The 24,192-nt window shown below is 54.9% G+C and carries 24 protein-coding genes, 1 pseudogene and 1 riboswitch; of the genes and pseudogenes, 12 read left to right on the forward strand and 13 right to left on the reverse strand.

Annotated elements, in window-relative coordinates; genetic code table 11:
* Positions 1-19: 19 nt before the first annotated feature.
* Both minD and minE read left to right on the forward strand, forming a co-directional pair.
* Positions 20-832 (forward strand): septum site-determining protein MinD, encoded by an 813-nt coding sequence (gene minD, locus G0034_RS13315; RefSeq protein ID WP_014884266.1) that lies wholly within the window; start codon positions 20-22, stop codon positions 830-832.
* A 3-nt stretch (positions 833-835) separates the two neighbouring features.
* The gene (gene minE / locus G0034_RS13320; protein WP_008500504.1) at positions 836-1,105 is read left to right on the forward strand and encodes a cell division topological specificity factor MinE; all 270 of its coding nucleotides are present in this window, start codon (positions 836-838) and stop codon (positions 1,103-1,105) included.
* 74 nt (positions 1,106-1,179) lie between these two features.
* Here the strand turns inward: minE and rnd are convergent, their stop codons facing one another.
* The 5 genes from rnd to yoaA all read right to left on the reverse strand — a co-directional run bounded on the left by rnd (position 1,180) and on the right by yoaA (position 7,559).
* Positions 1,180-2,295, reverse strand: coding sequence for a ribonuclease D (gene rnd / locus G0034_RS13325; RefSeq protein ID WP_165765181.1), 1,116 nt, complete (start codon positions 2,293-2,295; stop codon positions 1,180-1,182).
* A gap of 83 nt (positions 2,296-2,378) precedes the next feature.
* Positions 2,379-4,064, reverse strand: a complete 1,686-nt coding sequence (gene fadD, locus G0034_RS13330) for a long-chain-fatty-acid--CoA ligase FadD (RefSeq protein WP_014884268.1) — start codon at positions 4,062-4,064, stop codon at positions 2,379-2,381.
* Positions 4,065-4,267: 203 nt separating this feature from the next.
* Entirely contained in the window at positions 4,268-4,849 is a 582-nt protein-coding gene (locus G0034_RS13335) for a Slp family lipoprotein (protein ID WP_179120952.1), read from the reverse strand.
* 37 nt (positions 4,850-4,886) lie between these two features.
* Positions 4,887-5,582, reverse strand: coding sequence for a tRNA (adenosine(37)-N6)-threonylcarbamoyltransferase complex dimerization subunit type 1 TsaB (gene tsaB, locus G0034_RS13340; RefSeq protein WP_179120953.1), 696 nt, complete (start codon positions 5,580-5,582; stop codon positions 4,887-4,889).
* 66 nt (positions 5,583-5,648) lie between these two features.
* The gene (gene yoaA, locus G0034_RS13345) at positions 5,649-7,559 is read right to left on the reverse strand and encodes a DNA repair helicase YoaA (RefSeq protein ID WP_023330632.1); all 1,911 of its coding nucleotides are present in this window, start codon (positions 7,557-7,559) and stop codon (positions 5,649-5,651) included.
* A 133-nt stretch (positions 7,560-7,692) separates the two neighbouring features.
* Between yoaA and G0034_RS13350 the strand changes: the two genes are divergently transcribed.
* A complete protein-coding gene (locus G0034_RS13350) occupies positions 7,693-8,037 on the forward strand; it encodes a RidA family protein (RefSeq protein ID WP_014884272.1) in 345 nt (114 codons plus the stop codon).
* Between the two features lie 6 nt (positions 8,038-8,043).
* On the opposite strand, the gene G0034_RS13355 is transcribed toward G0034_RS13350, so the two are convergent.
* Entirely contained in the window at positions 8,044-8,238 is a 195-nt protein-coding gene (locus G0034_RS13355) for a YoaH family protein (protein ID WP_014884273.1), read from the reverse strand.
* A gap of 61 nt (positions 8,239-8,299) precedes the next feature.
* Between G0034_RS13355 and pabB the strand changes: the two genes are divergently transcribed.
* The 4 genes from pabB to pdeD all read left to right on the forward strand — a co-directional run bounded on the left by pabB (position 8,300) and on the right by pdeD (position 13,487).
* A complete protein-coding gene (gene pabB / locus G0034_RS13360) occupies positions 8,300-9,628 on the forward strand; it encodes an aminodeoxychorismate synthase component 1 (protein ID WP_014884274.1) in 1,329 nt (442 codons plus the stop codon).
* A gap of 2 nt (positions 9,629-9,630) precedes the next feature.
* Positions 9,631-10,209, forward strand: a complete 579-nt coding sequence (locus G0034_RS13365; RefSeq protein WP_014884275.1) for a CoA pyrophosphatase — start codon at positions 9,631-9,633, stop codon at positions 10,207-10,209.
* Positions 10,210-10,393: 184 nt separating this feature from the next.
* Entirely contained in the window at positions 10,394-11,758 is a 1,365-nt protein-coding gene (sdaA, locus tag G0034_RS13370) for an L-serine ammonia-lyase (RefSeq protein ID WP_023330634.1), read from the forward strand.
* A 130-nt stretch (positions 11,759-11,888) separates the two neighbouring features.
* The gene (gene pdeD, locus G0034_RS13375; protein WP_179120954.1) at positions 11,889-13,487 is read left to right on the forward strand and encodes a cyclic di-3',5'-guanosine monophosphate phosphodiesterase PdeD; all 1,599 of its coding nucleotides are present in this window, start codon (positions 11,889-11,891) and stop codon (positions 13,485-13,487) included.
* Positions 13,488-13,493: 6 nt separating this feature from the next.
* On the opposite strand, the gene yoaE is transcribed toward pdeD, so the two are convergent.
* Positions 13,494-15,053: a CNNM family cation transport protein YoaE gene (gene yoaE / locus G0034_RS13380; RefSeq protein ID WP_014884278.1), complete on the reverse strand. Its 1,560-nt coding sequence runs from the start codon at positions 15,051-15,053 to the stop codon at positions 13,494-13,496.
* Between the two features lie 461 nt (positions 15,054-15,514).
* On the opposite strand from yoaE, the gene manX reads away from it, so the two are divergent.
* The 5 genes from manX (at position 15,515) to mntP (ending at position 19,676) form a co-directional block, all read left to right on the forward strand.
* Positions 15,515-16,477 (forward strand): PTS mannose transporter subunit IIAB, encoded by a 963-nt coding sequence (gene manX / locus G0034_RS13385; protein WP_014884279.1) that lies wholly within the window; start codon positions 15,515-15,517, stop codon positions 16,475-16,477.
* Between the two features lie 47 nt (positions 16,478-16,524).
* Entirely contained in the window at positions 16,525-17,325 is an 801-nt protein-coding gene (locus G0034_RS13390) for a PTS mannose/fructose/sorbose transporter subunit IIC (protein ID WP_047624830.1), read from the forward strand.
* A 12-nt stretch (positions 17,326-17,337) separates the two neighbouring features.
* Positions 17,338-18,189, forward strand: coding sequence for a PTS mannose transporter subunit IID (locus G0034_RS13395; RefSeq protein WP_006810994.1), 852 nt, complete (start codon positions 17,338-17,340; stop codon positions 18,187-18,189).
* 61 nt (positions 18,190-18,250) lie between these two features.
* Positions 18,251-18,709: a DUF986 family protein gene (locus G0034_RS13400; protein ID WP_179120955.1), complete on the forward strand. Its 459-nt coding sequence runs from the start codon at positions 18,251-18,253 to the stop codon at positions 18,707-18,709.
* Between the two features lie 199 nt (positions 18,710-18,908).
* Positions 18,909-19,099: riboswitch (yybP-ykoY riboswitch) on the forward strand.
* 10 nt (positions 19,100-19,109) lie between these two features.
* Complete coding sequence (gene mntP, locus G0034_RS13405) at positions 19,110-19,676, forward strand: manganese efflux pump MntP (protein WP_032629253.1); 567 nt, start codon at positions 19,110-19,112, stop codon at positions 19,674-19,676.
* Here mntP and rlmA read toward each other — a convergent pair.
* From rlmA to mgrB, 6 genes and pseudogenes are all read right to left on the reverse strand, one after another.
* Positions 19,673-20,488 (reverse strand): 23S rRNA (guanine(745)-N(1))-methyltransferase, encoded by an 816-nt coding sequence (gene rlmA, locus G0034_RS13410; protein ID WP_045134181.1) that lies wholly within the window; start codon positions 20,486-20,488, stop codon positions 19,673-19,675. The two genes, mntP and rlmA, sit on opposite strands and share 4 nt — an antisense overlap.
* A 67-nt stretch (positions 20,489-20,555) precedes the next feature.
* Positions 20,556-22,274, reverse strand: coding sequence for a peptidoglycan DD-transpeptidase FtsI2/PBP3(PARA) (gene ftsI2 / locus G0034_RS13415; RefSeq protein WP_032629033.1), 1,719 nt, complete (start codon positions 22,272-22,274; stop codon positions 20,556-20,558).
* A 218-nt stretch (positions 22,275-22,492) separates the two neighbouring features.
* The gene (cspE, locus tag G0034_RS13420) at positions 22,493-22,702 is read right to left on the reverse strand and encodes a transcription antiterminator/RNA stability regulator CspE (protein ID WP_001062678.1); all 210 of its coding nucleotides are present in this window, start codon (positions 22,700-22,702) and stop codon (positions 22,493-22,495) included.
* Between the two features lie 12 nt (positions 22,703-22,714).
* Positions 22,715-22,859: pseudogene (locus G0034_RS13425) on the reverse strand (DUF2627 domain-containing protein).
* Between the two features lie 671 nt (positions 22,860-23,530).
* On the reverse strand, positions 23,531-23,821 hold the full coding sequence (locus tag G0034_RS13430; protein ID WP_045134182.1) for a YebO family protein: 291 nt from the start codon (positions 23,819-23,821) through the stop codon (positions 23,531-23,533).
* Between the two features lie 74 nt (positions 23,822-23,895).
* The gene (gene mgrB / locus G0034_RS13435; RefSeq protein WP_014884286.1) at positions 23,896-24,039 is read right to left on the reverse strand and encodes a PhoP/PhoQ regulatory lipoprotein MgrB; all 144 of its coding nucleotides are present in this window, start codon (positions 24,037-24,039) and stop codon (positions 23,896-23,898) included.
* Positions 24,040-24,192 lie beyond the last annotated feature (153 nt).

Here is a 24,192-nt window from a genome sequence, read left to right on the forward strand (position 1 = left end):
TTTTTAACAAGGAATTTCTATGGCACGCATTATTGTTGTTACTTCGGGTAAAGGAGGCGTTGGCAAGACCACCTCCAGCGCGGCCATCGCTACTGGTTTGGCCCAGAAGGGAAAGAAAACCGTCGTTATCGACTTCGATATCGGTCTGCGTAACCTCGACCTGATTATGGGATGTGAGCGTCGCGTCGTGTATGACTTCGTCAACGTCATTCAGGGCGATGCCACGCTGAACCAGGCGCTGATTAAAGACAAGCGCACCGAGAACCTCTACATCCTCCCGGCCTCTCAGACGCGTGACAAAGACGCCCTGACCCGTGAAGGTGTCGAAAAGGTACTCGAGGAGCTGAGAAAAATGGAGTTCGACTTCGTTGTCTGTGACTCCCCTGCCGGCATCGAAACCGGTGCCCTGATGGCACTCTACTTTGCTGATGAAGCGATCATCACCACCAACCCTGAAGTCTCATCCGTGCGTGACTCCGACCGTATTCTCGGCATCCTCGCCTCCAAATCCCGTCGTGCGGAAAATGGCGAAGAGCCGATCAAAGAGCACCTGCTGCTGACCCGTTATAACCCGGGTCGCGTCAACAAAGGTGACATGCTGAGCATGGAAGACGTACTGGAGATCCTGCGCATTAAACTGGTGGGCGTCATCCCGGAAGACCAGTCCGTGCTGCGCGCCTCTAACCAGGGCGAGCCCGTGATCCTTGATACGACGGCAGATGCAGGTAAAGCGTATGCTGATACTGTTGACCGTCTGCTGGGAGAAGAACGTCCTTTCCGCTTCATTGAAGAAGAGAAGAAAGGTTTCCTCAAACGCCTGTTCGGAGGATAAGTTATGGCATTACTGGACTTTTTTCTCTCGCGGAAAAAGAACACCGCCAACATCGCAAAAGAACGTCTGCAAATCATCGTTGCGGAGCGTCGTCGTAGCGACGCCGAGCCTCATTACCTGCCGCAGCTGCGTAAGGACATCCTGGAAGTGATCTGTAAGTACGTACAGATTGACCCGGAGATGGTCACGGTGCAGCTGGAGCAAAAAGACGGGGATATTTCGATTCTGGAGCTGAACGTGACGCTACCGGAAGCGGAAGAGTCGCGCCCGTAGGGTTGTGATTTTGTAGCCCCGGTAAGCGCAGCGCCACCGGGGGAATATGCCGGGTATATCGCCCGGCATATTTTTTACCGCGGATACCCTTCCAGCAGGGTATTCAGACGATCGGCCATCAATTCCCCACGCCAGCCCGCCATCAGTTCCGGCAGGCCATTCTGCGGTTTCAGCTTCCAGTGCCAGTTCAGCAGCTGGTTAATCTGACGACGCGATGCCAGCAGCTCAGCACTCAGCTTACTTTCAGTGGCGACGTTCTGCACCAGCGCTTTGATATCCTTAAACGCTTTGCGGTAACCCGGCATATCCATCAGATTCAACAGCGGTTCCGGCAGCGTATCTTCCGGCAACGCCTGCGCTTTTGCGACCAGCGCCAGCAGGGTTTTACCGTGGAAACGGATCTCACTGCCCGAAAGCCCAATGCTGTCCAGCTCCCCCAGGCTACCCGGCATATAGCGCGCAACTGCCCAGAGATGTTCCTCGCGCACCACAAAGTTAACCGCCAGATCGCGCTCGCGCGCTTTGCGTAAACGCCAGTCAGCTAACAGCTGCAGGCACGCCAGCTGACGCGTACGCAGCTGCCAGGCGTTGCTGATATCACGCCAGGCGTCTTTCGGATCAACCACTTCCTGGCGACGCAGCTGCGTCATACGACACTCGTCCAGCGCGGCAGAGAGCCAGCCGGAGGCCTCCGCCTCTTTCATCAGTTGTCCGGCAATCGGCAGCAGGTAAAACACGTCTGCCGCCGCATATTCCAGCTGACGTTCGGTAAGCGGGCGCGCCAGCCAGTCAGTACGGGATTCACTTTTGTCCAGCGTCAGGCCCGTATACTCCTCCACCATGGCGGCAAAGCCCCAGGAGAGCGGACGACCGCTAAAAGCCGCGAGGATCTGCGTATCGATCAGCGGCTGAGGCATGATGCCAAAGGTATTCAGAAAAACTTCCAGATCTTCACTGCCTGCGTGCAGGTATTTTGTTACTGCCGTATCCAGCAGCAGGTCACGCATCGGCGTCCAGTCGGTGATGCCGAGCGGGTCGATCAGCGAGACGTGCTTGCCGTCATACATCTGAATCAAACCCAGCTGCGGATAGTACGTCCGGGTACGGACAAACTCGGTATCCAGAGCGATGGCAGGAAAGTCGCGCGTCACTTCGCACAGCGAAGCCAGCTCGTCGTTGGTCGTGATCATCTGGTAATTCAAATCGGATTCTCTTTTGTTTGCGCCCATAAAAAACGCCGGCTTAACCGGCGTCAGGGCGATTAACGTGAAGCTCAGGCCTTATTGTCTACTTTGGCACGGGCTTCGTCACGTAATTCTCGTCGTAATATCTTCCCGACGTTGGATTTCGGCAGCTCATCGCGGAATTCCACCAGCTTCGGCACTTTATAGCCCGTCAGTTGACGACGACAGAACGTTATCAGCGCTTCCTCGGTGAGTGAAGGATCTTTTTTGACCACAAATATCTTCACCGCTTCCCCGCTGCTGCCGGAAGGCACGCCCACTGCCGCAACTTCCAGCACGCCGCTGTGCTGCATGACCACGTCTTCGATTTCGTTCGGATAGACGTTGAAACCGGAGACCAGAATCATATCTTTTTTGCGATCGACGATGCGCAGGAAGCCTTCGTCATCCATCACCGCAATATCGCCGGTATGCAGCCAGCCGTCTTTAATGATTTCGTCTGTTGCATCCGGGCGTTGCCAGTAGCCCAGCATCACCTGCGGCCCTTTCACGCACAGCTCGCCCGGTTCGCCCGGCGCGACTTCGTTATCGTTGTCATCGACCAGTTTGGCCTCCGTGGAGGGAACCGGCAGGCCAATGCTTCCGCTGTGGTAGTCAATGTCATGCGGGTTGACGCTGACCAGCGGTGCGCATTCCGTCAGGCCATAACCTTCCAGCAGATACTGCCCGGTGAGTTTCACCCAGCGCTCGGCGACCGCCTGCTGAACCGGCATACCGCCTCCCGCAGAGAGGTGCAACGTTGAGAAATCCAGCTGCTGGAATTCTTTATTGTTGAGCAACGCGTTGAACAAGGTATTTACCCCGGTCATGGCGGTGAAGGGGTATTTTGCCAGCTCTTTCACCAGCCCCGGAATGTCTCGCGGGTTAGTGATCAGGACGTTTTGACCGCCCAGCTCGATAAACAGCAGGCAGTTCATGGTCAGCGCGAAAATGTGATACAGCGGTAGCGCCGTGATCACCAGTTCTTTGCCCGGATGCAGCAGCGGCCCGTAGGTGGCATTGACCTGTTCAAGGTTTGCCAGCATGTTGCGGTGGGTTAGCATCGCCCCTTTGGCCACGCCGGTTGTGCCACCGGTGTATTGCAGAAAAGCGAGGTCCTCAGAGACCACTTCCGGTTTGACGTATTGCATGCGATAGCCCGCATGCAGCGCACGGCGGAAGGAGATGGCATCCGGCAGATGGTATTTTGGCACCAGGCGCTTGACGTATTTAACCACAAAGTTAACCAGCGTCCCTTTGGCGGTGGACAGCTGATCCCCCATGCGCGTCAGGATGACGTGTTTAACCTGGGTTTTGTCGACCACTTTTTCCAGGGTATGGGCAAAGTTAGAAACAATAACTATCGCCACCGCACCGCTGTCGTTGAGCTGGTGTTCCAGCTCGCGCGGGGTGTAAAGCGGGTTGACGTTGACGACAATCATCCCGGCACGCAGGATGCCGAACAGCGCCACCGGGTATTGCAGCAGGTTCGGCATCATCAGCGCGACGCGGTCTCCTTTTTGCAGCCCAAGCCCTTCCTGCAGATAGGCCGCAAACGCCCGGCTACGCTCCTCAAGCTTACGGAACGTCATTACCTCGCCCATATTCACAAATGCGGGCTGGTCTGCGTAACGCCTTACCGAGTGTTCAAATAATTCAACCAGGGATTGATAACGGTCAGGATTGATCTCGGCAGGAACATCTGCGGGATAACGGTTAAGCCAAACCTTTTTCAATGCATCACCTCTGAAATGAGTGTTCGTCGTCATCACAACCCCGATAATAAACAGTTTGTTAACATTATATTAACTCAGCGTACCAGTTTATTAATTGTTCAGATTTAAGGTTGCGAAGCGCGTCACTCTTTTTTTTCGTATTATCCGTAAAAAAACAGAGACAGCGGCTAAGCCGCTGTCTCTTTCCTAGCAATAACAGTAAGTTACTCAGTTACGATCGTCTGGACCTGCGCAGGACCGGGGTTATACCAGCCCCAACCCGGGTAACCATAACGATAAGGATGCGGACCCCACATCCACGGGTCAATCGGCTGAGGCGGCATGATCACCTGCTGTGCCAGACGCCAGCGTTTATACCCACTGACCTGCATGGTCATGAATTTATAAGGCGTGTTACCGATTTTACCCTGCACGGCGCCGGTTATCGGTCCGACGACGGTCACCAGTTGCCCACGGAAATCAACGGGATCGAGGAAACCACTGACATCCGCATAGATGCGTCCCCGGGAGGCCTCACCCAGTACGGGTCGCGCACCGCTGTCCAGCGGCACGGTAGCAATCTCCAGCCGGGTTTTCCCCTGCTGGTTCTGCACCTCGATCACTTTCCCGCCGAAGCGCGCTTCCTGGCCGACGTAAAGCTCAGGCGCATTCATCACCCGAACCAGATCCTGCTGGGGCGTCGGGCTACTGCCCTTGATCGCATCAGGGACGGATACGCATCCGCTCAGTGCTATGGCAACCGCGCCTGCCATAAAAAGGCGTACTACTTTAGTCTGAACCGCCATGATGCGACTCCTTTTTCTCAGTTCCTGTTACTGAGATTCACTCGCGGCCCGGAAGTTTCTTCCACGCGACGGTGTTTCGCAAATAAACCGGCTCCGCGTGTTCAACGGCAACGGTTTTTCCTGCTGCGAGCAGCTGAGTGGCAATCGGAAGCATGTCTTCCGCCGCTGGCAGCAGCATGTTGCCGTCCACCAGCGTCACGCCAGTGTCGTTCGCCATGTCTGGCCATGCCGGCCAGCCCGTCCCCACGGTCGCCCACTCGCCGGACAGTTGCTTAAGACGTTCAGTGACCGCGTCAGGTTTAAGTACCGCTTCCGTCTCTTCGCCGTGCCAGACGCCGTTCTCATCACGGGTATATTCCGCCCAGTAAACTTCCCCCATGCGGGCATCAATGGCAGCCAGCACGCGGGTGGCGCCCATCATACGCCAGGCCCCCTGCGCCATCGTCGCAAGCGTAGAGACGCCGATCATCGGCAGGTCAGCGCCCAGCGCCAGTCCCTGAGCAATGCCAATACCAATACGGACGCCCGTAAAGCTGCCGGGCCCGCGGCCAAAGGCCAGGGCATCAAGGTCGGTTAAGGCGGTGTTGCCCTGAGTTAAAATGTCTTTTACCAGGGGCAGAATACGTTGGGTGTGTTCCCGTGGGCACTCTTCGAAATGAGCAGAAACAGCACCATCACTCAGCAGAGCAACAGAGCAAGCCTCTGTTGCGGTATCAATAGCCAGAATTCGCATCAGTCGTCGCGCTCTCGCAAGGGTCAGTCACAAAATGGCGCGCATCTTAGCACACTCCGGGGCAAATTACTCCGCCGTTGGGTTTGCCAGAAAACGCACCGCGCGTTTTATATCCCGCGTCCGTGGCGCTGGAGGGAGGCTCGCAAGGAAGGTTGCGCCGTAAGGGCGCATGACCAGCCGGTTATCGCAGATAACCAGCACGCCGCGATCGGTCACGTCGCGGATTAAGCGCCCTACCCCTTGCTTGAGCGTGATGACCGCCTCAGGCAGCTGAACCTCGTCGAACGGATCGCCTCCGCGCAGGCGGCAGTCTTCCATCCGCGCTTTCAACAGCGGGTCATCCGGGGAGGTAAACGGTAGTTTGTCGATAATGACCAGCGAGAGCGTATCGCCACGCACATCCACCCCTTCCCAGAAGCTGCTGGTCGCCACCAGCAGGGCATTACCGGCGCTGACAAACTGCTGGAGCAGTTGTCCTTTGCTGGTTTCCCCCTGCAACAGCACCGGCAGGGTCATGGTGGCACGGAACTGCTCGGCGAGGTCACGCATCATGGCGTGCGACGTGCAAAGCATAAAGCAGCGGCCGTTGTTGGCCTCAATCATGGGCTTTAGCATCGCCGCCAGATGACGCGCCGCACCCGGCTGGTTTGGCAGCGGTAAATTGCGCGGGACGCAGAGCAGCGCCTGCTTTTCATAATCAAACGGGCTTGGCAGCAGCAGCGACTCCGCCTGCTCAATGCCGAGGCGCTCGGTAAAGTGGTGCAGATCGTCATTCACCGACAGGGTTGCCGAGGTAAAGATCCAGCTTCCCGGTTTCTGCGCCATCACCTCTTTAAATTTATCGGCCACGGTCAGCGGCGTAAGCGCCAGGGTGAAGTGGCGCGAGGTGCATTCATACCAGTAGCTGTACCCTGGCTGGTTGATTTCTTTCAGCCGTTTCAGCCGTCCGCGGTACAACGTGGCGCGTTCGAAGGCGGCATCCAGCAGTGCGGAGCGACCAAGCGACAGCTTCGCGACGTCATAACAGAGTTCAAGGGCATCGTCGAGCAGCAGCAGCGCGCGCTGGATGTTTTTGTCCGCCAGCAGCTCGCGCAGGTTACCGCGATAGCCGGGTTCACCAAGCTGTAAACGGAAATCCTGCGCGCTTTGCGCCAGGCGGTCGGCACACTTCTGCAACTGCTGGGTATCTTTGAGTTCGGTCCGGTAGGCGATGGTGAAATCTTTTGCCAGGTCCTGCAGCTGGCGGCTGGAGAGCGACTGGCCAAAATACTGGCTGGCGATATCCGGAAGCTGGTGGGCTTCATCGAAGATCATGACATCCGCTTCAGGGATCAGCTCACCGAAGCCGCTGTCCTTAACCACCATATCTGCGAGGAACAGATGGTGGTTGACCACCACCACATCGGCATCCATCGCCGTTTTACGCGCTTTCACCACAAAGCAATCTTTATACAGCGGACAGTCGCTGCCGAGGCAGTTGTCGTTGGTGCTGGTCACCAGTGGCCAGGCAGGAGAGTCTTCCGGCACGCTCGCACAGGTGCTGATATCCCCCTCTTCCGTCTGGTTGGCCCAGGCGCGAAGGATAATCACGTCGCTCAGGGTCTGAACCGGCAGATCGCCGCCCGCCAGCGCCTGCTGTTCAAGGCGTTCCAGGCAAAGGTAGTTAGAACGGCCTTTCAGCAGCGCCAGTCGGCCCTTGTATTTCAGCGCTTTCGCCACGGTGGGCAAATCGCGGCTGTAGAGCTGATCCTGCAGCGCTTTTGAACCGGTGGAGATAATGACCTTCTTTTTTGCCCGCAGCGCCGGAGCGAGGTACGCGTAGGTTTTCCCCGTGCCGGTACCGGCCTCGACCACCAGCGGCTGCGCCTTGTCGATAGCGTGCGCTACGGCATGCGCCATCTGCCGCTGAGGTTCACGCGGTTTGAAGCCGGGAATCGCTTGTGCTAACTGACCTTCAGGGGAAAAATCGTCTGCCACGGTGCTCTCTCACTGTATTTTTGCACAGGGATTATGTCAGTCCCGCCTCTCCAGTGCCACCCCAAATAGTGACGACGCCGGCACAATATGGCAGTCTTGCCGCCTGATGACGAAAAATAACGAGGAAACGTTTATGACGATTAAGCGCATTGATGCCGAAGCCCGCTGGTCTGATGTGGTGATCCACAACCAGACGCTCTACTACACTGGCGTACCGGCTAACCTGGACGCGGATGCCTTCGAGCAAACGGCCAACACGCTGGCGCAAATTGATGCCGTGCTGGAAAAACAGGGCAGCGATAAATCCCGCATTCTGGATGCGACCATTTTTCTGGCCAATAAAGATGATTTTGCGGCGATGAACAAAGCCTGGGATGCATGGGTGGTGGCGGGTCACGCGCCTGTACGCTGCACTGTACAGGCCACGCTGATGAAACCGGAGTATAAGGTCGAAATTAAGATTATCGCGGCGGTTTAAGCCCGATCACTCCTCTTGATCTTCTGGATCATCATCTTCGAATCGCGCCACAATCCGCTCGCCGGAATGACTGGCGCGAATCTCCTGAGCGACGACGGTAATCGCCTGTCCGCTGCTCATTCCCTGGGACATCAGTTCCTGAATTCGCTCAACCGCTTTCTGCTGCTGTTCATGGCTCAGAGAAGGTAAACCTGCAAACATCGTCAACTCCTGCTAAATTATTCGCGCTAATTATTTCACGCTGCCCGGTAGTATGCCACACATGAACATGCGCTTCCCCACTGTATTGACGTTGCCCTGGCGTGCTGACGCCGCGGAGTTCTGGTTTGCCCGCATAAGCCACCTTCCCTTTGCCATGCTGCTGCATTCTGGCCATGCGGATCACCCCTACAGCCGCTTTGATATTCTGGTTGCCGACCCGCTTAAAACGCTGACAACCGATGACCTGGCGCCGACGGATGATCCCCTGATGCAGCTTCAGCAAGCGCTCAACGCGTTGGGCTTATCCGCCACCCCAGACCCGGATCTCCCTTTTCAGGGTGGCGCGCTTGGTCTGTTTGGCTACGATTTGGGTCGCCGTTTCGAAACGCTGCCCGAGCATGCGCAGGCTGATATTTCCCTGCCAGACATGGCCGTGGGGCTGTATGACTGGGCGTTAATTGTCGATCACCAGAAAAAAACGGTTTCTCTGCTGAGCCATAGTGACGTGCAGGCGCGACTGGCCTGGCTTGAAGCGCAACAGCCCGCCCCGGCCCAGACGTTCAGGCTGACCTCCGGCTGGCGCTCGAATATGAGCGAGACGGAATACGCTGAAAAATTCGCGCGCGTTCAGGCGTATCTGCAAAGCGGCGACTGTTATCAGGTGAACCTTGCCCAGCGTTTCCAGGCGACTTATCACGGAGATGAGTGGCAGGCGTTTTCCCGACTTAATGCCAGCAACAAGGCGCCGTTCAGCGCATTCGTACGTCTGCCTCAGGGCGCTATCCTCAGCCTGTCGCCAGAGCGCTTTATTCATCTGGCCGAAGGGGTCATTCAAACCCGCCCGATTAAAGGCACACTACCGCGTCTGGCGGACCCCAACGCCGATCGCCAGCAGGCGGAGAAACTCGCCGCATCGCCGAAAGATCGCGCCGAGAACCTGATGATCGTCGACCTGATGCGTAACGATATTGGCCGCGTCGCCGAACCCGGCAGCGTGCGCGTGCCGGAGCTGTTTGTCGTCGAGCCTTTCCCGGCGGTACATCATCTGGTCAGCACCATTACCGCGCGCCTGCCCGCCACGCGCACCGCCTGCGATCTGCTTCGCGCAGCGTTTCCGGGCGGCTCCATCACCGGAGCCCCCAAAATTCGCGCGATGGCGATCATCGACGAACTGGAACCGCACCGCCGCAACGCCTGGTGCGGCAGTATCGGCTATATCAGCCTGTGCGGCACCATGGATACCAGCATCACCATTCGTACCCTGACGGCCTGCGACGGCAATCTGTACTGCTCTGCAGGCGGTGGCATTGTGGCGGATAGCCAGGTCGAGGCGGAATATCAGGAAACCTTTGATAAAGTTAACCGTATCCTGAAACAACTGGAGAACTAACGGTGGAGAAAGAGAACCTGACGCTGGATGATTTTCTGTCGCGCTTTCAGCTTTTGCGACCGCAGGTCAACCGCGCCACGCTGAATCAACGTCAGGCGGCGGTGCTGATCCCGGTGGTGCGCCGGGAGCAGCCGGGGCTGTTGCTGACGCAGCGCTCGCCGCATATGCGTAAACACGCCGGTCAGGTTGCTTTTCCCGGAGGCGCGGTGGACAGCACTGATGCGTCGCTGATCGCCGCCGCGCTGCGGGAAGCCCAGGAAGAAGTGGCCATCCCGCCTGAGGCGGTCGAGGTGATAGGCGTGCTGCCGCCGGTCGACAGCGTGACCGGTTTTCAGGTCACGCCCGTGGTGGGTATTATCCCGCCGGGCCTGCAGTATCACGCCAGCGTCGATGAAGTGTCAGCCGTGTTTGAGATGCCGCTTGAAGAGGCGCTCCGGCTGAGCCGTTATCATCCGCTGGATATTCAGCGTCGAGGGCATGATCATCGGGTCTGGTTGTCCTGGTATCAGCATTATTTTGTCTGGGGCATGACGGCGGGGATCATTCGTGAACTGGCGCTGCAAATCGGCCTGAAACCTTGACTATACTTTACATTCCATCCTTTTTTGCAGGTTTGCGATCCGCGTCGCGCTATTAGCAAAACCCATCGTTAACCATTAGTTTAATTCATGTGAATAGTTAAGCCGAGGTCGGTGTTCCCTCTTACACTATGCGCAGTTATAACATCGTTACTGGAACCCCGGTAACCCTGTCAGGAGTGTGAAAGTGATTAGTATATTCGACATGTTTAAAGTGGGAATTGGCCCTTCGTCTTCCCATACTGTTGGGCCTATGAAGGCCGGTAAACAGTTCGTCGATGATCTGGTCGAAAAAGGATTACTGGAAAGCGTTACCCGTGTCGCCGTAGACGTTTACGGATCACTGTCATTAACGGGTAAAGGCCACCACACCGATATCGCCATTATTATGGGTCTGGCAGGCAATATGCCGGACACTGTTGATATTGATGCCATCCCGGCATTTATCCGCGACGTGGAAACGCGCGGACGCCTGCTGCTGGCTAACGGCCAGCATGAAGTGGATTTCCCGCAGGATGACGGCATGCGTTTTCGCAGCGACAACCTGCCGCTGCATGAAAACGGCATGACCATTCATGCCTGGAGCGGTGAAAAAGAGATTTACAGCAAAACGTACTACTCCATCGGCGGTGGCTTCATCGTGGATGAAGAGCATTTTGGCAAAGACAGCGTTGGCGACGTCAGCGTCCCGTATCCGTTTAAGTCGGCTACCGAGATGTTGGGGTACTGCAAAGAGACCGGTCTTTCCCTGTCCGGTATGGTTATGCAGAACGAACTGGCGCTGCACAGCAAAAAAGAGATTGAAGACTATTTTGCTAACGTGTGGCAAACCATGCGCGCCTGTATTGACCGCGGGATGAACACCGAAGGCGTATTGCCTGGGCCACTGCGCGTGCCGCGTCGTGCCTCTGCCCTGCGCCGTATGCTGGTGACCACGGATAAATTCTCGAATGATCCGATGAACGTGGTCGACTGGGTAAACATGTTTGCCCTGGCGGTTAACGAAGAGAACGCCGCCGGTGGCCGTGTCGTGACGGCGCCAACCAACGGTGCCTGCGGCATCGTTCCAGCGGTACTGGCCTACTACGATCACTTTATTGAGCCTGTCACGCCCGATATCTACATCCGCTATTTCCTCGCGGCAGGGGCCATCGGCGCGCTGTACAAGATGAACGCGTCCATCTCCGGTGCGGAAGTGGGCTGTCAGGGTGAAGTGGGCGTTGCCTGCTCGATGGCTGCCGCCGGTCTGGCTGAACTGTTGGGTGCAAGCCCTGAACAGGTTTGCGTGGCGGCAGAGATTGGTATGGAGCATAACCTCGGTCTGACCTGTGACCCTGTCGCGGGCCAGGTACAGGTACCGTGCATTGAGCGTAACGCGATTGCCTCTGTCAAAGCGATCAACGCCTCACGCATGGCGATGCGCCGTACCAGCGAACCGCGCGTGTCGCTGGATAAGGTCATCGAAACCATGTACGAAACCGGCAAAGACATGAACGCGAAGTACCGTGAGACGTCTCGTGGTGGTCTGGCTATTAAGGTGCAGTGCGACTAATACTCGCTTTCGCCCATCTGCAACGGATGGGCGAATTTCCCCCCTCTTTCTCGTCTCCTTTCGCTTTCCCCACTACACTTTTACTGTTGCGTCCGGCTTTTGGGGCTGGTGGCTTATCAGGCGACCGTTCATGCAAACTGCACAAACGATCATTAAACACTACCGCCGAAAACGCGTTATCGTCTGTGTGACGGTTGCGATCCTTACGCTCATTCTGACCCTGGGCGCTCGCTTTATTTCTCAGCGCAACGTTAACCAGCAGCGGGTACTCGACTTCAGCAGCCATACCGTTCGCTCTCTGGATAATCTTCTCCTTTCGCTGGAAAAACGCCGCAGCGTGTTCCAGCAGCTGGTGGGTCAGCCCTGCCCTCAGGCACATTTGGCCCTGCGAAAACAGGCGGCCATTTTGCAAACGGTACGCTCCATTGCCCTGATCAAAGACGGTATCCTGTATTGCTCCAGCGTTTTCGGCAGCCGTAATATTCCCATCCGCGACTTTCTCCCGGAATTACCCGCCAGCACGCCGAAGCTGATTTTATCGACCGATCGGTGGCTGATGAAGGGCAGTCCGATCTTGATCCAGTGGAACCCGGTGTCCCAGGACGGGGAAGATGGCGTCATTGAGATCATTAATATTGATTTGATCACCAGAATGATACTGGAGCCCGAGCGTCCACTTATTGATGATGTGGCGTTATCCGTGGGCGATCGTTTTTTGCGCTATGGTCAACGGGTCACCGATAGCCTGACTTTCGGAAAGGCTGGCGCGCTTGTTCAGCTGTCATCCACCCACAACCCCTTCTCCATCATCGTCAGCGGGCCAGGTCCAGGAGAGCTGGCCCTGAAGACCCTGCCCGCGCAGCTTCCGTTGGGTCTTATGCTGAGCCTGCTGCTGGGCTATCTCGCCTGGCTGGCGACGGCGAACAGGATGAGTTTCACGTGGGAGATTGATATGGGCATTGCGGCCCGGGAATTCGAGCTTTTCTGCCAGCCGCTGGTGAATGCCCGTACTCAGGCGTGCGTCGGCGTTGAAATTCTGCTGCGCTGGAATAACCCGCGACAGGGGTGGATCTCCCCGGAAGTGTTTATTCCTCTGGCGGAAGAACATAATCTGATTGTCCCTCTGACACGCTATGTCCTCGCCGAAACCGTACGTCAGATAGGCTACTTTCCTTCCAGCGCCGGTTTTCACATCGGCATTAACGTCGCAGCCAGCCATTTCCGTCACGCGGTGTTGTTACAGGACCTGAACCGCCTCTGGTTCAGCGCTAACCCGCGTCAGCAGCTGGTGATTGAATTAACGGAACGGGATGCCCTTCCGGATGCGGAATATCGTATTGTGCGCGAACTGCATCGCAAAGGGGTGAAGCTTGCCATCGACGATTTTGGTACCGGAAACAGCTCCCTCTCCTGGCTTGAAAAGCTGCACCCGGACGTACTAAAAATCGACCAGTCGTTTATCACCGCCATTGGCACCGACGCCGTGAATTCAACGGTGACGGATATCATCATTGCACTGGGTCAGCGACTCAATATCGAACTGGTGGCTGAAGGGGTCGAAACAGAGGAGCAGGCGCGATATCTGCGCCGCCATGGCGTATCGGTCCTGCAGGGATTTTACTATGCGCGGCCGATGCCGCTGAGAGACTTTCCACAATGGCTGGCGGGAAGTGCTCCCCCGCCATCACAGCATAACGGACACATTGTGCCCTTAATGCCCCTGCGTTAAGCAGAGCTATTCTTCTTCATCGTGGACAGATTGTTCTTTAACAATACGGACCATATCAACGCGATAGTCGTTGGCTTCAACAATGGTAATGTGCAGCGGCGGCAACTCAATCACATCCCCGATACGCGGGATTTGCCCGTTCACGGCGATAACCAGACCGGCAACGGTCGCGATGTCTTCTTCATCGTTGACCACGTTTTCCACCCCGAGCGTGTGCGAGAGCGCGTGCAGGTCGGTCGTGCCTTTAACCAGCCAGCCTTCGCCGTCGGCGACGATCTCAGGCGTTTCGTCGGCATCCGGGAACTCACCGGCAATCGCTTCCAGCACGTCCAGCGGCGTGACCAGCCCCTGCACCACACCGAACTCGTTGGTGACGATAACGAAGCTACCGCGTGCGCGTCGCAACACGCCCAGCAGGTTGATCGGATCCAGCGTTTCCGGCACGACAATCGCAGGCGATGCAGCCGCAATGGCTTCGACGTTGACGCCCTCTTCCAGGGCCACCAGCATCTCTTTCGCGCGCACGACGCCGATGATCTCATCCAGCTCACCGCGACACACCGGGAACAGGCTGTGCGGTGAAGAGAGCAACTGCTGACGAATTTCATCCACGCTCAGGTTCGCATCGACCCAGCTGATTTCCCCGCGCGGGGTCATGATTCCGCGCAGCGAACGGGAAGCAAGGGAGAGCACGCCGTTGATCATGTAGCGCTCTTCTTCTACAAACGCCCCTTCCGGAACCGGCACCGGATTACGGTTTTCAGTATCAGACTGAACGTTCACCTGGCGACGACCGCCCATCAGACGCAGAATGGCATCCGCGGTACGGGCACGCAGCGGCTGATTCGACTGCTGCTTAATAAAGTTCCGGCGCGCAATCTGGTTGAACAGTTCAATCAGGATCGAGAAGCCAATTGCGGCGTACAGATAACCTTTCGGAATATGGAAGCCAAAACCTTCCGCTACCAGGCTCAGACCAATCATCAGCAGGAAGCTCAGACAGAGCACAACCACCGTCGGATGTTGGTTGACGAAACGCGTCAGCGGTTTCGACGCCAGCAGCATGACCGCCATTGCAATGACCACAGCCGCCATCATCACCGGGAGATGGTTCACCATGCCGACCGCCGTGATTACCGCATCCAGCGAGAAGACCGCATCCAGCACGACGATCTGCAGCACCACCACCCAGAAACTGGCGTAGCCCTTACCGTGTCCATCGTCGTGCTGACGGTTTTCCAGCCGCTCGTGGAGTTCCGTGGTCGCTTTAAAGAGCAGGAATATCCCCCCGATCAGCATGATTAAATCACGCCCGGAGAAGGTGTAATCCATGACGGAGAACAGCGGTTTTGTCAGCGTGACCATCCAGGAGATGACGGAAAGCAGTCCCAGTCGCATGACCAGCGCCAGCGAGAGGCCAATCAGACGCGCTTTATCACGCTGTTTTGGCGGCAGCTTATCCGCAAGGATGGCGATAAACACCAGGTTATCGATGCCGAGAACGATCTCCAGCACCACCAGCGTGAGCAATCCCACCCAGATTGACGGGTCCATTAAGAATTCCATGACAAGCTCCTGCTAAAGGAATGACGAAACGGTGCCCCACTCAACGTGGGCAAAACAGAGGAAGACAGAGTCGTTACATGGCGAGGATCGCCGGTGAAAAAGGCGCAAATTGGCCTGAAAGATGACTGACGTCGGTGACGGTCCATATAGTGGGCTGTAGCCCTATACTCCTGAACAGGTAAACGGAGGCTAAACATATCAGAGACACCAGGTTTTAAGCAAAGATTTACGTTCTTTTGCAAAAACGCAATAAGACTAAATTTGTGTTGAGAATTTTCTCGATCGGGAAAGCTAAATTACGGATCTTCATCACATAAATTATTTTTTCACTGTCTAAAATAATTCGCGGAAGTCTTAGTTTTTTGAACTCTAACCCTTATCTGAATCGATTCGGTTCGCCAATACGATTCTCAGTACGTCTGCCCGGCAGGCGTATTAATGATAATAAAAGGAGGTAGCAAGTGACCATTGCTATTGTCATAGGCACACATGGTTGGGCTGCTGAGCAGCTACTCAAAACGGCAGAGATGCTGTTGGGCGAGCAGGAAAACGTCGGCTGGATCGATTTCGTTCCCGGTGAAAACGCCGAGACGCTGATTGAGAAGTACAACGCTCAACTCTCGAAGCTGGATACCAGCAAAGGCGTGCTGTTTCTCGTTGATACATGGGGCGGCAGCCCGTTCAATGCTGCCAGCCGTATTGTCGTCGATAAAGAGCATTATGAAGTCGTCGCCGGCGTTAACATTCCCATGCTGGTGGAAACCTTTATGGCGCGCGACGACAACCCGACGTTTGATGAGCTTGTCGCCCTGGCGGTTGAAACGGGCCGTGAAGGCGTGAAAGCCCTGAAAGCACAGCCGGTTGAGAAACCCGCTCCCGCGGCAGCAGCACCGAAAGTGGCTACACCGGCAAAACCCATGGGTCCGAATGATTATATGGTCATCGGCCTTGCACGTATTGATGACCGCTTAATCCACGGCCAGGTGGCAACGCGCTGGACTAAAGAGACCAACGTTCGCCGCATTATCGTCGTCAGCGACGAAGTTGCCGCCGACACCGTACGTAAAACCCTTCTGACTCAGGTTGCTCCTCCTGGCGTCACCGCGCACGTGGTGGATGTCGCCAAGATGATCCGCGTTTACAACAACCCGAAATACGCGGGTGAACGCGTAATGCTGCTGTTTACTAACCCGACAGACGTTGAGCGCATTGTTGAAGGCGGCGTGAAAATCACCTCCGTGAACATTGGGGGTATGGCGTTCCGTCAGGGCAAAACGCAGGTCAACAACGCCATTTCAGTCGATGCGAAAGATATCGAGGCATTCAACAAGCTGAATGCACGCGGTATTGAGCTGGAAGCCCGTAAAGTTTCCACTGACCAGAAACTGAAAATGATGGATTTGATCGGTAAAGTTGGGAAATAAGCCCGCGCCGGTTTTTCACATAAAGCTTATGTAATAGGAGAAGTACAATGGAGATTACCACTCTTCAGATTGTGCTGGTGTTCGTCGTCGCATGTATTGCGGGTATGGAATCCGTACTTGATGAATTTCAGTTCCACCGTCCTCTGGTGGCCTGTACGTTGATTGGTGCCGTACTGGGTGATATGAAAACCGGTATCATCATCGGGGGTACGCTGGAAATGATCGCCCTCGGCTGGATGAACATCGGTGCTGCCGTTGCGCCAGATGCCGCGCTGGCCTCCATCATTTCGACCGTTCTGGTTATTGCCGGTCATCAGAGTATCGGTGCAGGTATCGCTCTGGCCATCCCTCTGGCCGCAGCAGGCCAGGTTCTGACCATTATCGTACGTACCATCACCGTTGCTTTCCAGCACGCGGCGGATAAGGCGGCCGAAAACGGCAACCTCACGGCACTCTCCTGGATCCACGTTTCATCCCTGTTCCTGCAGGCGATGCGTATCGCCATTCCGGCGGTTATCGTTGCGATCTCAGTCGGTACCAGTGAAGTCCAGAGCATGCTGAACGCCATTCCAGAAGTGGTCACCGGCGGTCTGAACATCGCGGGCGGTATGATCGTGGTCGTTGGTTATGCGATGGTCATTAACATGATGCGCGCAGGCTACCTGATGCCATTCTTCTACCTTGGCTTCGTGACCGCAGCATTCACCAACTTCAACCTGGTTGCACTGGGTGTCATTGGTGCCGTCATGGCGATTCTCTACATCCAGCTCAGCCCGAAATATAACCGCGTTGCGGGTACCCCAGCGCAGGCTGCTGGTAACAACGATCTCGATAACGAACTGGACTAACAGGTGAGCGAAATGGTTGATATGACAAAAACTACCACCGAGAAAAAACTCACTCCGGGTGATATTCGTGGCGTGTTCATCCGTTCTAACCTGTTTCAGGGTTCATGGAACTTCGAACGTATGCAGGCGCTGGGCTTCTGCTTCTCCATGGTACCGGCGATCAAGCGCCTGTACCCGGAAAATAACGAAGCACGACGTCAGGCGATTAAGCGTCACCTGGAATTCTTCAACACCCATCCATATGTAGCCGCGCCGGTTCTGGGCGTAACGCTGGCGATGGAAGAGCAGCGTGCCAACGGCGCAGAGATTGACGATGGTGCGATCAACGGTATCAAAGTCGGTCTGATGGGTCCTCTGGCCGGTGTAGGTGACCCTATCTTCTGGGGTACGGTTCGTCCGGTCTTTGCAGCACTGGGGGCGGGGATCGCCATGAGCGGCAGCCTGCTCGGTCCTCTGCTGTTCTTTATCCTGTTCAACGCGGTGCGACTGCTGACACGTTACTACGGCGTGGCCTACGGCTACCGCAAGGGCGTGGATATTGTTAAGGATATGGGCGGCGGCTTCCTGCAGAAACTGACCGAGGGGGCGTCAATCCTCGGCCTGTTTGTGATGGGGGCACTGGTGAACAAGTGGACGCACGTGAACATCCCGCTGGTGGTATCGACCATCACCGGCCAGGATGGTCAGACCCGCGTCACCACCGTGCAGACTATCCTGGATCAGCTGATGCCGGGCCTGGTACCGCTGCTGTTGACCTTCGCCTGTATGTGGCTGCTGCGTAAGAAGGTGAACCCGCTGTGGATCATCGTTGGCTTCTTCGTCATCGGTATCGCGGGCTACGCTGTCGGCCTGCTGGGTCTGTAAAGCAGTAACGTGAGACGCCGGGGGCTTGCCCCCGGTTTTTTATCGGTTATCCGGAGGATGAATGACTGTCACGGACATCGTACTGGTTTTATTTCTTGTTGCCCTTCTGGCTTACGCTATCTATGACGAGTTCATTATGCCTCGCCGCCACGGCGAGACGCTGCTGACCCTTCCCCTCTTACGCCGCGGACGCATTGATGCGTTTATCTTCGCGGGTCTGGTGGTCATTCTGATTTACAATAACGTCACCAGCCACGGTGCAATATTAACCACATGGTTATTATGTGCGCTGGCATTAATGGCGATTTACCTTTTCTGGATCCGTTCGCCAAGACTCATTTTTAAAAAACACGGATTCTTCTTCGCCAATGTATGGATAGAATATAACCGCATTAAAGAGATGAATTTATCCGAAGACGGTGTGTTAGTGATGCAATTAGAACAACGCCGCCTGCTCATCCGGGTTAAGAATATTGATGACCTCGAGAGAATTTACACATTACTTCTTAAAACTCAATAAGTTAAATTTATAGCATCGGCTATGTATTACGCTATTTTCTCACCAGGAATATAGCCGTTGCTATATCTGCCTTCCTCTTTTTACTTATATTCATTAACGATATTTTCACGCATAAACCCAAATGAAAATCGTTATCAAGAAAGCGAGTAAATTAAGCCTTCCTCGATGTTGTTTTATATTCTCAAAATATGTTAAGGTTGCGCCCGTCGTTGGGGAGTAGCCGATTTCCTGCACGCAGGAAATGTACGTGTCAACATACTCGTTGAAAAACGTGGCACGTACGGATCGCTTTCAGCACGCTTACGGTGCAAAAGAGATCAGGCGAGACCATAGATACATCAACTGCTGTTTACTGGGGGCAGTGATGTGTCATATGGATATCCCCGGTCTGGACGCTGTTATGAATATCTCCGCTACGATCCTTCTCGCTTTTGGCATGTCCATGGACGCTTTTGCTGCCTCCATTGGCAAGGGTGCCACGCTCCACAAACCTAAATTCTCAGAAGCACTGCGTACCGGGCTGATTTTTGGCGCCATCGAAACGCTGACACCGCTCATCGGTTGGGGTCTGGGTATGCTCGCCAGCCAGTTCGTGCTCGAGTGGAATCACTGGATCGCGTTCGTTCTGCTGGTGTTTCTCGGTGGCCGAATGGTCATCGAGGGTTTTCGCGGCGGGGATGATGAAGATGCGGAACCGCAATACCGCCATGGATTCTGGCTGCTGGTGACAACCGCTATCGCCACAAGCCTTGACGCCATGGCCGTCGGGGTGGGTCTGGCTTTCCTGCAGGTTAACATTATCGCCACTGCGCTGGCCATTGGCTGTGCAACACTTATTATGTCCACGCTGGGCATAATGGTCGGACGCTTTATCGGCCCGCTACTGGGTAAACGCGCCGAGATCTTAGGCGGTATCGTTTTGATCGGCATTGGTGCCCAGATCCTCTGGGCACACTTCGCGGGTTAAGCGTCGCGCTGCCAGACATGGATACTGAAATCTGTCTGGCAGCTAAACGTCGTCCGGGCCGCTAGCGCCGCCCAAACTTCCGGTTTTGCCCGCCACGCGAACGGCGTCATCTGCAACAGTGCTACCGCCTCCTGCCCCTCCAGATCCATTTGATACGCCACTGACTGCTCCTGCTTCAGCGTAAAACCGGCCAGCTGTTCAGAATGGGGGGCATGCAGACGCACGTCATCATAGATGAGCCCTTTCAGTTCCATCAGGTGACGCGGGCCGGGTGTGACGGTGATGACCCATCCGCCGGGTTTCACCACCCGTGCAAGCTCTTGCGCTTTACAGGGAGCATAGATGCGGATGATAGCGTCCATACTGGCATCTTCGAACGGCAACCGGTGGCTTGAAGCCACGCAGTACGTCACGCCAGCGTAGCGTTTAGCCGCCGCGCGAATGGCCACTTTCGACACGTCGAGACCGAATGTTACGGCCCCCTTCTCACGCGCCACTTCCGCAAACCGCGCGGTGTAGTATCCTTCTCCACAACCGATATCCAGCATGGCGGACGCCGAATCAGGCAACATATCATCCAGCATCTGCGCAACTGTCTCCCGCAGCGGCAGATAGTGTCCGGCATCGAGAAATGCACGGCGTGCCTGCATCATCTCCGCACTATCGCCCGGATCGCGGGAGCGCTTATGCTGCACCGGCAGAAGATTCACATATCCTTCTTTCGCCATATCAAACTGATGTCCCTGCGGACAACGATAACTTTTATCTGAGCGCATCAGCGACGCATGACAAAGGGGGCAACTGAAGGACATGGCAACTCCGGGGCATAAACCAAAGGGCGAAGTGTACCGCTATTCGCCCCGCTATAAAACGGCTGGATTACCGCATGACGATAAGGTGGTCAGAACCGGCCGGGAGGCCATCAGGTTTTATATTCTCCAGGCGCAGCACGTTGCCCATGATTTCGCTGAAAACCGGCGCTGAAACCGCCCCACCGTAGTACGCCCCGTTTTGAGGCTCGTTAATCACCACGACCAGCGCAAAACGCGGATCGCTCGCAGGCGCGACGCCCGCGGTATAGGCGACATATTTATCGACATATTTGCCGCTGTCATCAATCTTCTTCGCCGTACCGGTTTTTACCGCCACGCGGTAATCACGCACCGCGGCCTTAACGCCACCGCCACCGGGTAGCGCAACGCTCTCCATCATATGCTCCACCTCATGCGCGATCTCCTCCGGCATAACGCGGTGCCCGATAACGGGGGGATCGATGCGGGTGATCGACAGGGGACGCTCCAGTCCAAATCCGCCAATCGTCGCATAGACGTGGGCAAGCTGGAGCGGCGTCACCATCAGGCCATAGCCGAAGGCAAAGGTCGCGCGGTCGAGCTGGCTCCAGTACTTACGCTGTGGCAACAGGCCCGCGCTCTCCCCCGTTAAGCCAAGACCCGTGTTCGTGCCAAAACCAAAGTTCCGGTAGGTATCAAGAAGGTGCTGTATGGGCATCGCCAGCGAGAGCCGGGAGACTCCGGTATCGCTCGATTTCTGCAGGATCCCGGTCATCGTCAGCTCCGGGTAGTAGCCCACGTCGCGAATACGGTGTCCATCAAGTGTATAAGGATGGGTGTCAATCACGCTGTCCGGCTGGACCAGCCCCTGCTGCAGCGCCGTCATCAGCACCAGCGGTTTAACGGTCGAACCGGGTTCGAACGTATCGCTAATAGCCCGGTTACGAAAATCGTTAATTGTCGCGCCTTCCCGGTTATTGGGGTTGAAGTCCGGGTAACTCGCCATGGCGAGTATTTCGCCGGTTGGGATATTGATCAATACCGATGCCCCTGACTCGGCCTTATTCCAGGCCACGGCATTATCCAGCGCGTCTTCGGTAATGGTCTGTAGCCGCTCGTCGATGCTGAGCTGAATGTTATGCGCTGGCGTGGGCGCAACTTCCGTCAGGTTTTCAACCACCCGGCCGTAGCGATCCTCCCTTACCTGTCGGACACCCGCTTTACCCGTCAGCTGAGTATTAAAGCTTTTTTCCACCCCTTCAATGCCCTGCCCGTCAATATTGGTGAAGCCAATCAGATTGGCCGCCACGTGGCCTGCCGGGTAAAAACGGCGCGATTCATCACGCAGGTTAATTCCCGGCAAATTCAGTTTATCAATCCATTTGGCCTGCGCAGGATCAACCTGACGAGCCAGGTAAATGAACCGGCCCCTGGGATTGGCGTTAATGCGCGAAGAGAGGGTATTCAGGGAGAGGTGAAGCGCGCTCGCCAGCGCCTGCCAGCGATCGTCAAAACCAACGCCCCCTTTTGCGAGTACCGTTTTAGGGTCGGCCCATACGGCTCTGACGGGCACGCTGACCGCCAGAGGTCGGCCTTCACGATCCGTGATCATCCCTCGTGGAGCATCAATCGTCAGCTGACGCAGCGATCGCATATCTTCCTGCTTCACCAGGTTGTCTGGTTTGATGATTTGTAGCCAGGCAACACGACCCAGTAAAAAAGCCAGACTGCAGAAAATAGCAAAACAGAGCAGCGCAAAACGCGCTGGTGTGAAATTGCCAGCGCTCATAATTAATTTCTTTTTCACCTGAACCCCAGAGCTGTTAAACAACGCTCTGATTTAACGGGAAAAGATGCGCTGAGGGAGGCGAAACTGTGCTTCTAACCTCGCAGCTTTGCAACAAGTTGCTAACGAGACAGAGGATAGTCATATTTTGAAAGATAAGGGCATAAAAAAGCCCCGCATTGTGCGAGGCTTTATGTCTGAGATTGAAGTGCTACGCGCTTCAGTCAGCAGCGGTTCGATCAGATAGCAGTTACGTTAACTGCAGCTGGGCCTTTCTGGCCGTCCTGAATTTCGAACTCAACGTTCTGGCCTTCAGCCAGAGTTTTGAAGCCGTTACCCTGGATTGCAGAGAAGTGTACGAACACGTCTTTGCTGCCGTCAGCAGGAGTAATGAAACCAAAACCTTTAGACTCGTTGAACCACTTAACTTGACCTTTAATCTTTGCCATTTGCAAAATTCCTTAGAGTGTTTTCTTAGCCCGCAGGCATTGACTGAGATAAAACTGAGACATTACTGCATGAGGCACTAATATAAGGTTCGGCAGAGAAGCGGTATTCAACGACAACGTGTTTACTCAGGACTTCTTTACTGAAAATGCCACACATAAACAGAACTGTACCTCGTTTGACCCAAAACGTGTTATCACACACTATGTTTAATATGGCAAGCCATTTTTAAACATGTCTCGATCCGCCGCACAAATTCGAACACTGTCTGTAAGGATTTGCACAATTATGCGCGATACACACAGACAGCTTAACGCCCTTACACAGGCTCTACGGTGCTTTCGCAAGCACTGTAATCTAAGACTTTTTTAACATAGCTCAATCATTACAATGCGTCCAGCAACCGTGAAAAGAAATCTTCGGAATTGATTGAGTTAGAACAAATTGTGAAAACTTATGCTTAAATCATTGCAACGGGGGCGTATTGTTTCAGGAAAAACTCAATGTTAATAATCCGCACCGAACTGTATTAAAATGCAGCAGGTAATAAGGAGGGTTATGCACCAAAATAATGAAATTTTTATGACGCTGCATCAAAACAAGGCAAGCAAAACGTTTCGATAAAAATAAAACATTTTTGAGCTTAGATACATACAGAATATATGCAACAATTCATCGCTTCGTTTATAAGGATAAATAATCGCCAGTTTTCAGTATCCTGAAAGTACTATTAACTGGTGCTAAATTATCTGCCTTACCACTTAACGCGTTTTCAGGGAGGGATTACACCTGGACTGAACCAGACCACAGTCCCTCCCGGGACACGGCAATCAGCGCTCAGCCACCAGACGGATAAAATCGTCCTGATCCTGGTTGTTTTCAGCGACAGCCTCTTTTGACTCGTCTTTCCCTTCCGGTTCGTTAGCCTCGCACAGACGACGCAGCAGCGCATTCTGACGCTTTTGCTGATCGAGCAGCGCTTCCAGCAGTTCAATCTGCTCGTTTGTACGGGAACTGGCACGGTTCACGAAAAACCACATGACCAGACCCACCAGCAGAACAACCAAAGAGATCATCAGGGATGCTACATTCAGCAACCCTGAGTTCAGTAACTCGCCCATTTCACCACCTCAATAAAAACGCCTATTTTACCACTGGTGCGAAGGAAGGAAATCACCTTAAGAAAAAATGCGTGCTACCACGGGATAAACTTATTGATTGCGCAAACGCCGCTAAAAAACTGTACATCCTGATCGCACATCACATTGATCGTCTGCGTCCATAACACCACGCACGCTATCAGTACGACAATCAGAATCACCCAGCGTATTTTTTTCACTCCACACTCCGTCTAAAGACCTGATACAACCAGGTTATCACGGTGACCTTAAACAAGGACTAACTGTACCAACATCAGGTCTTTTTCAGAATCCTGCACTTGTTTCATTACGTAAACCGTTTAGGCTAGCCTCATGATAACAACGATAAAAGA

It is taken from the genome of Enterobacter sp. T2 (assembly GCF_010692925.1).
Lineage (GTDB): Bacteria > Pseudomonadota > Gammaproteobacteria > Enterobacterales > Enterobacteriaceae > Enterobacter > Enterobacter kobei.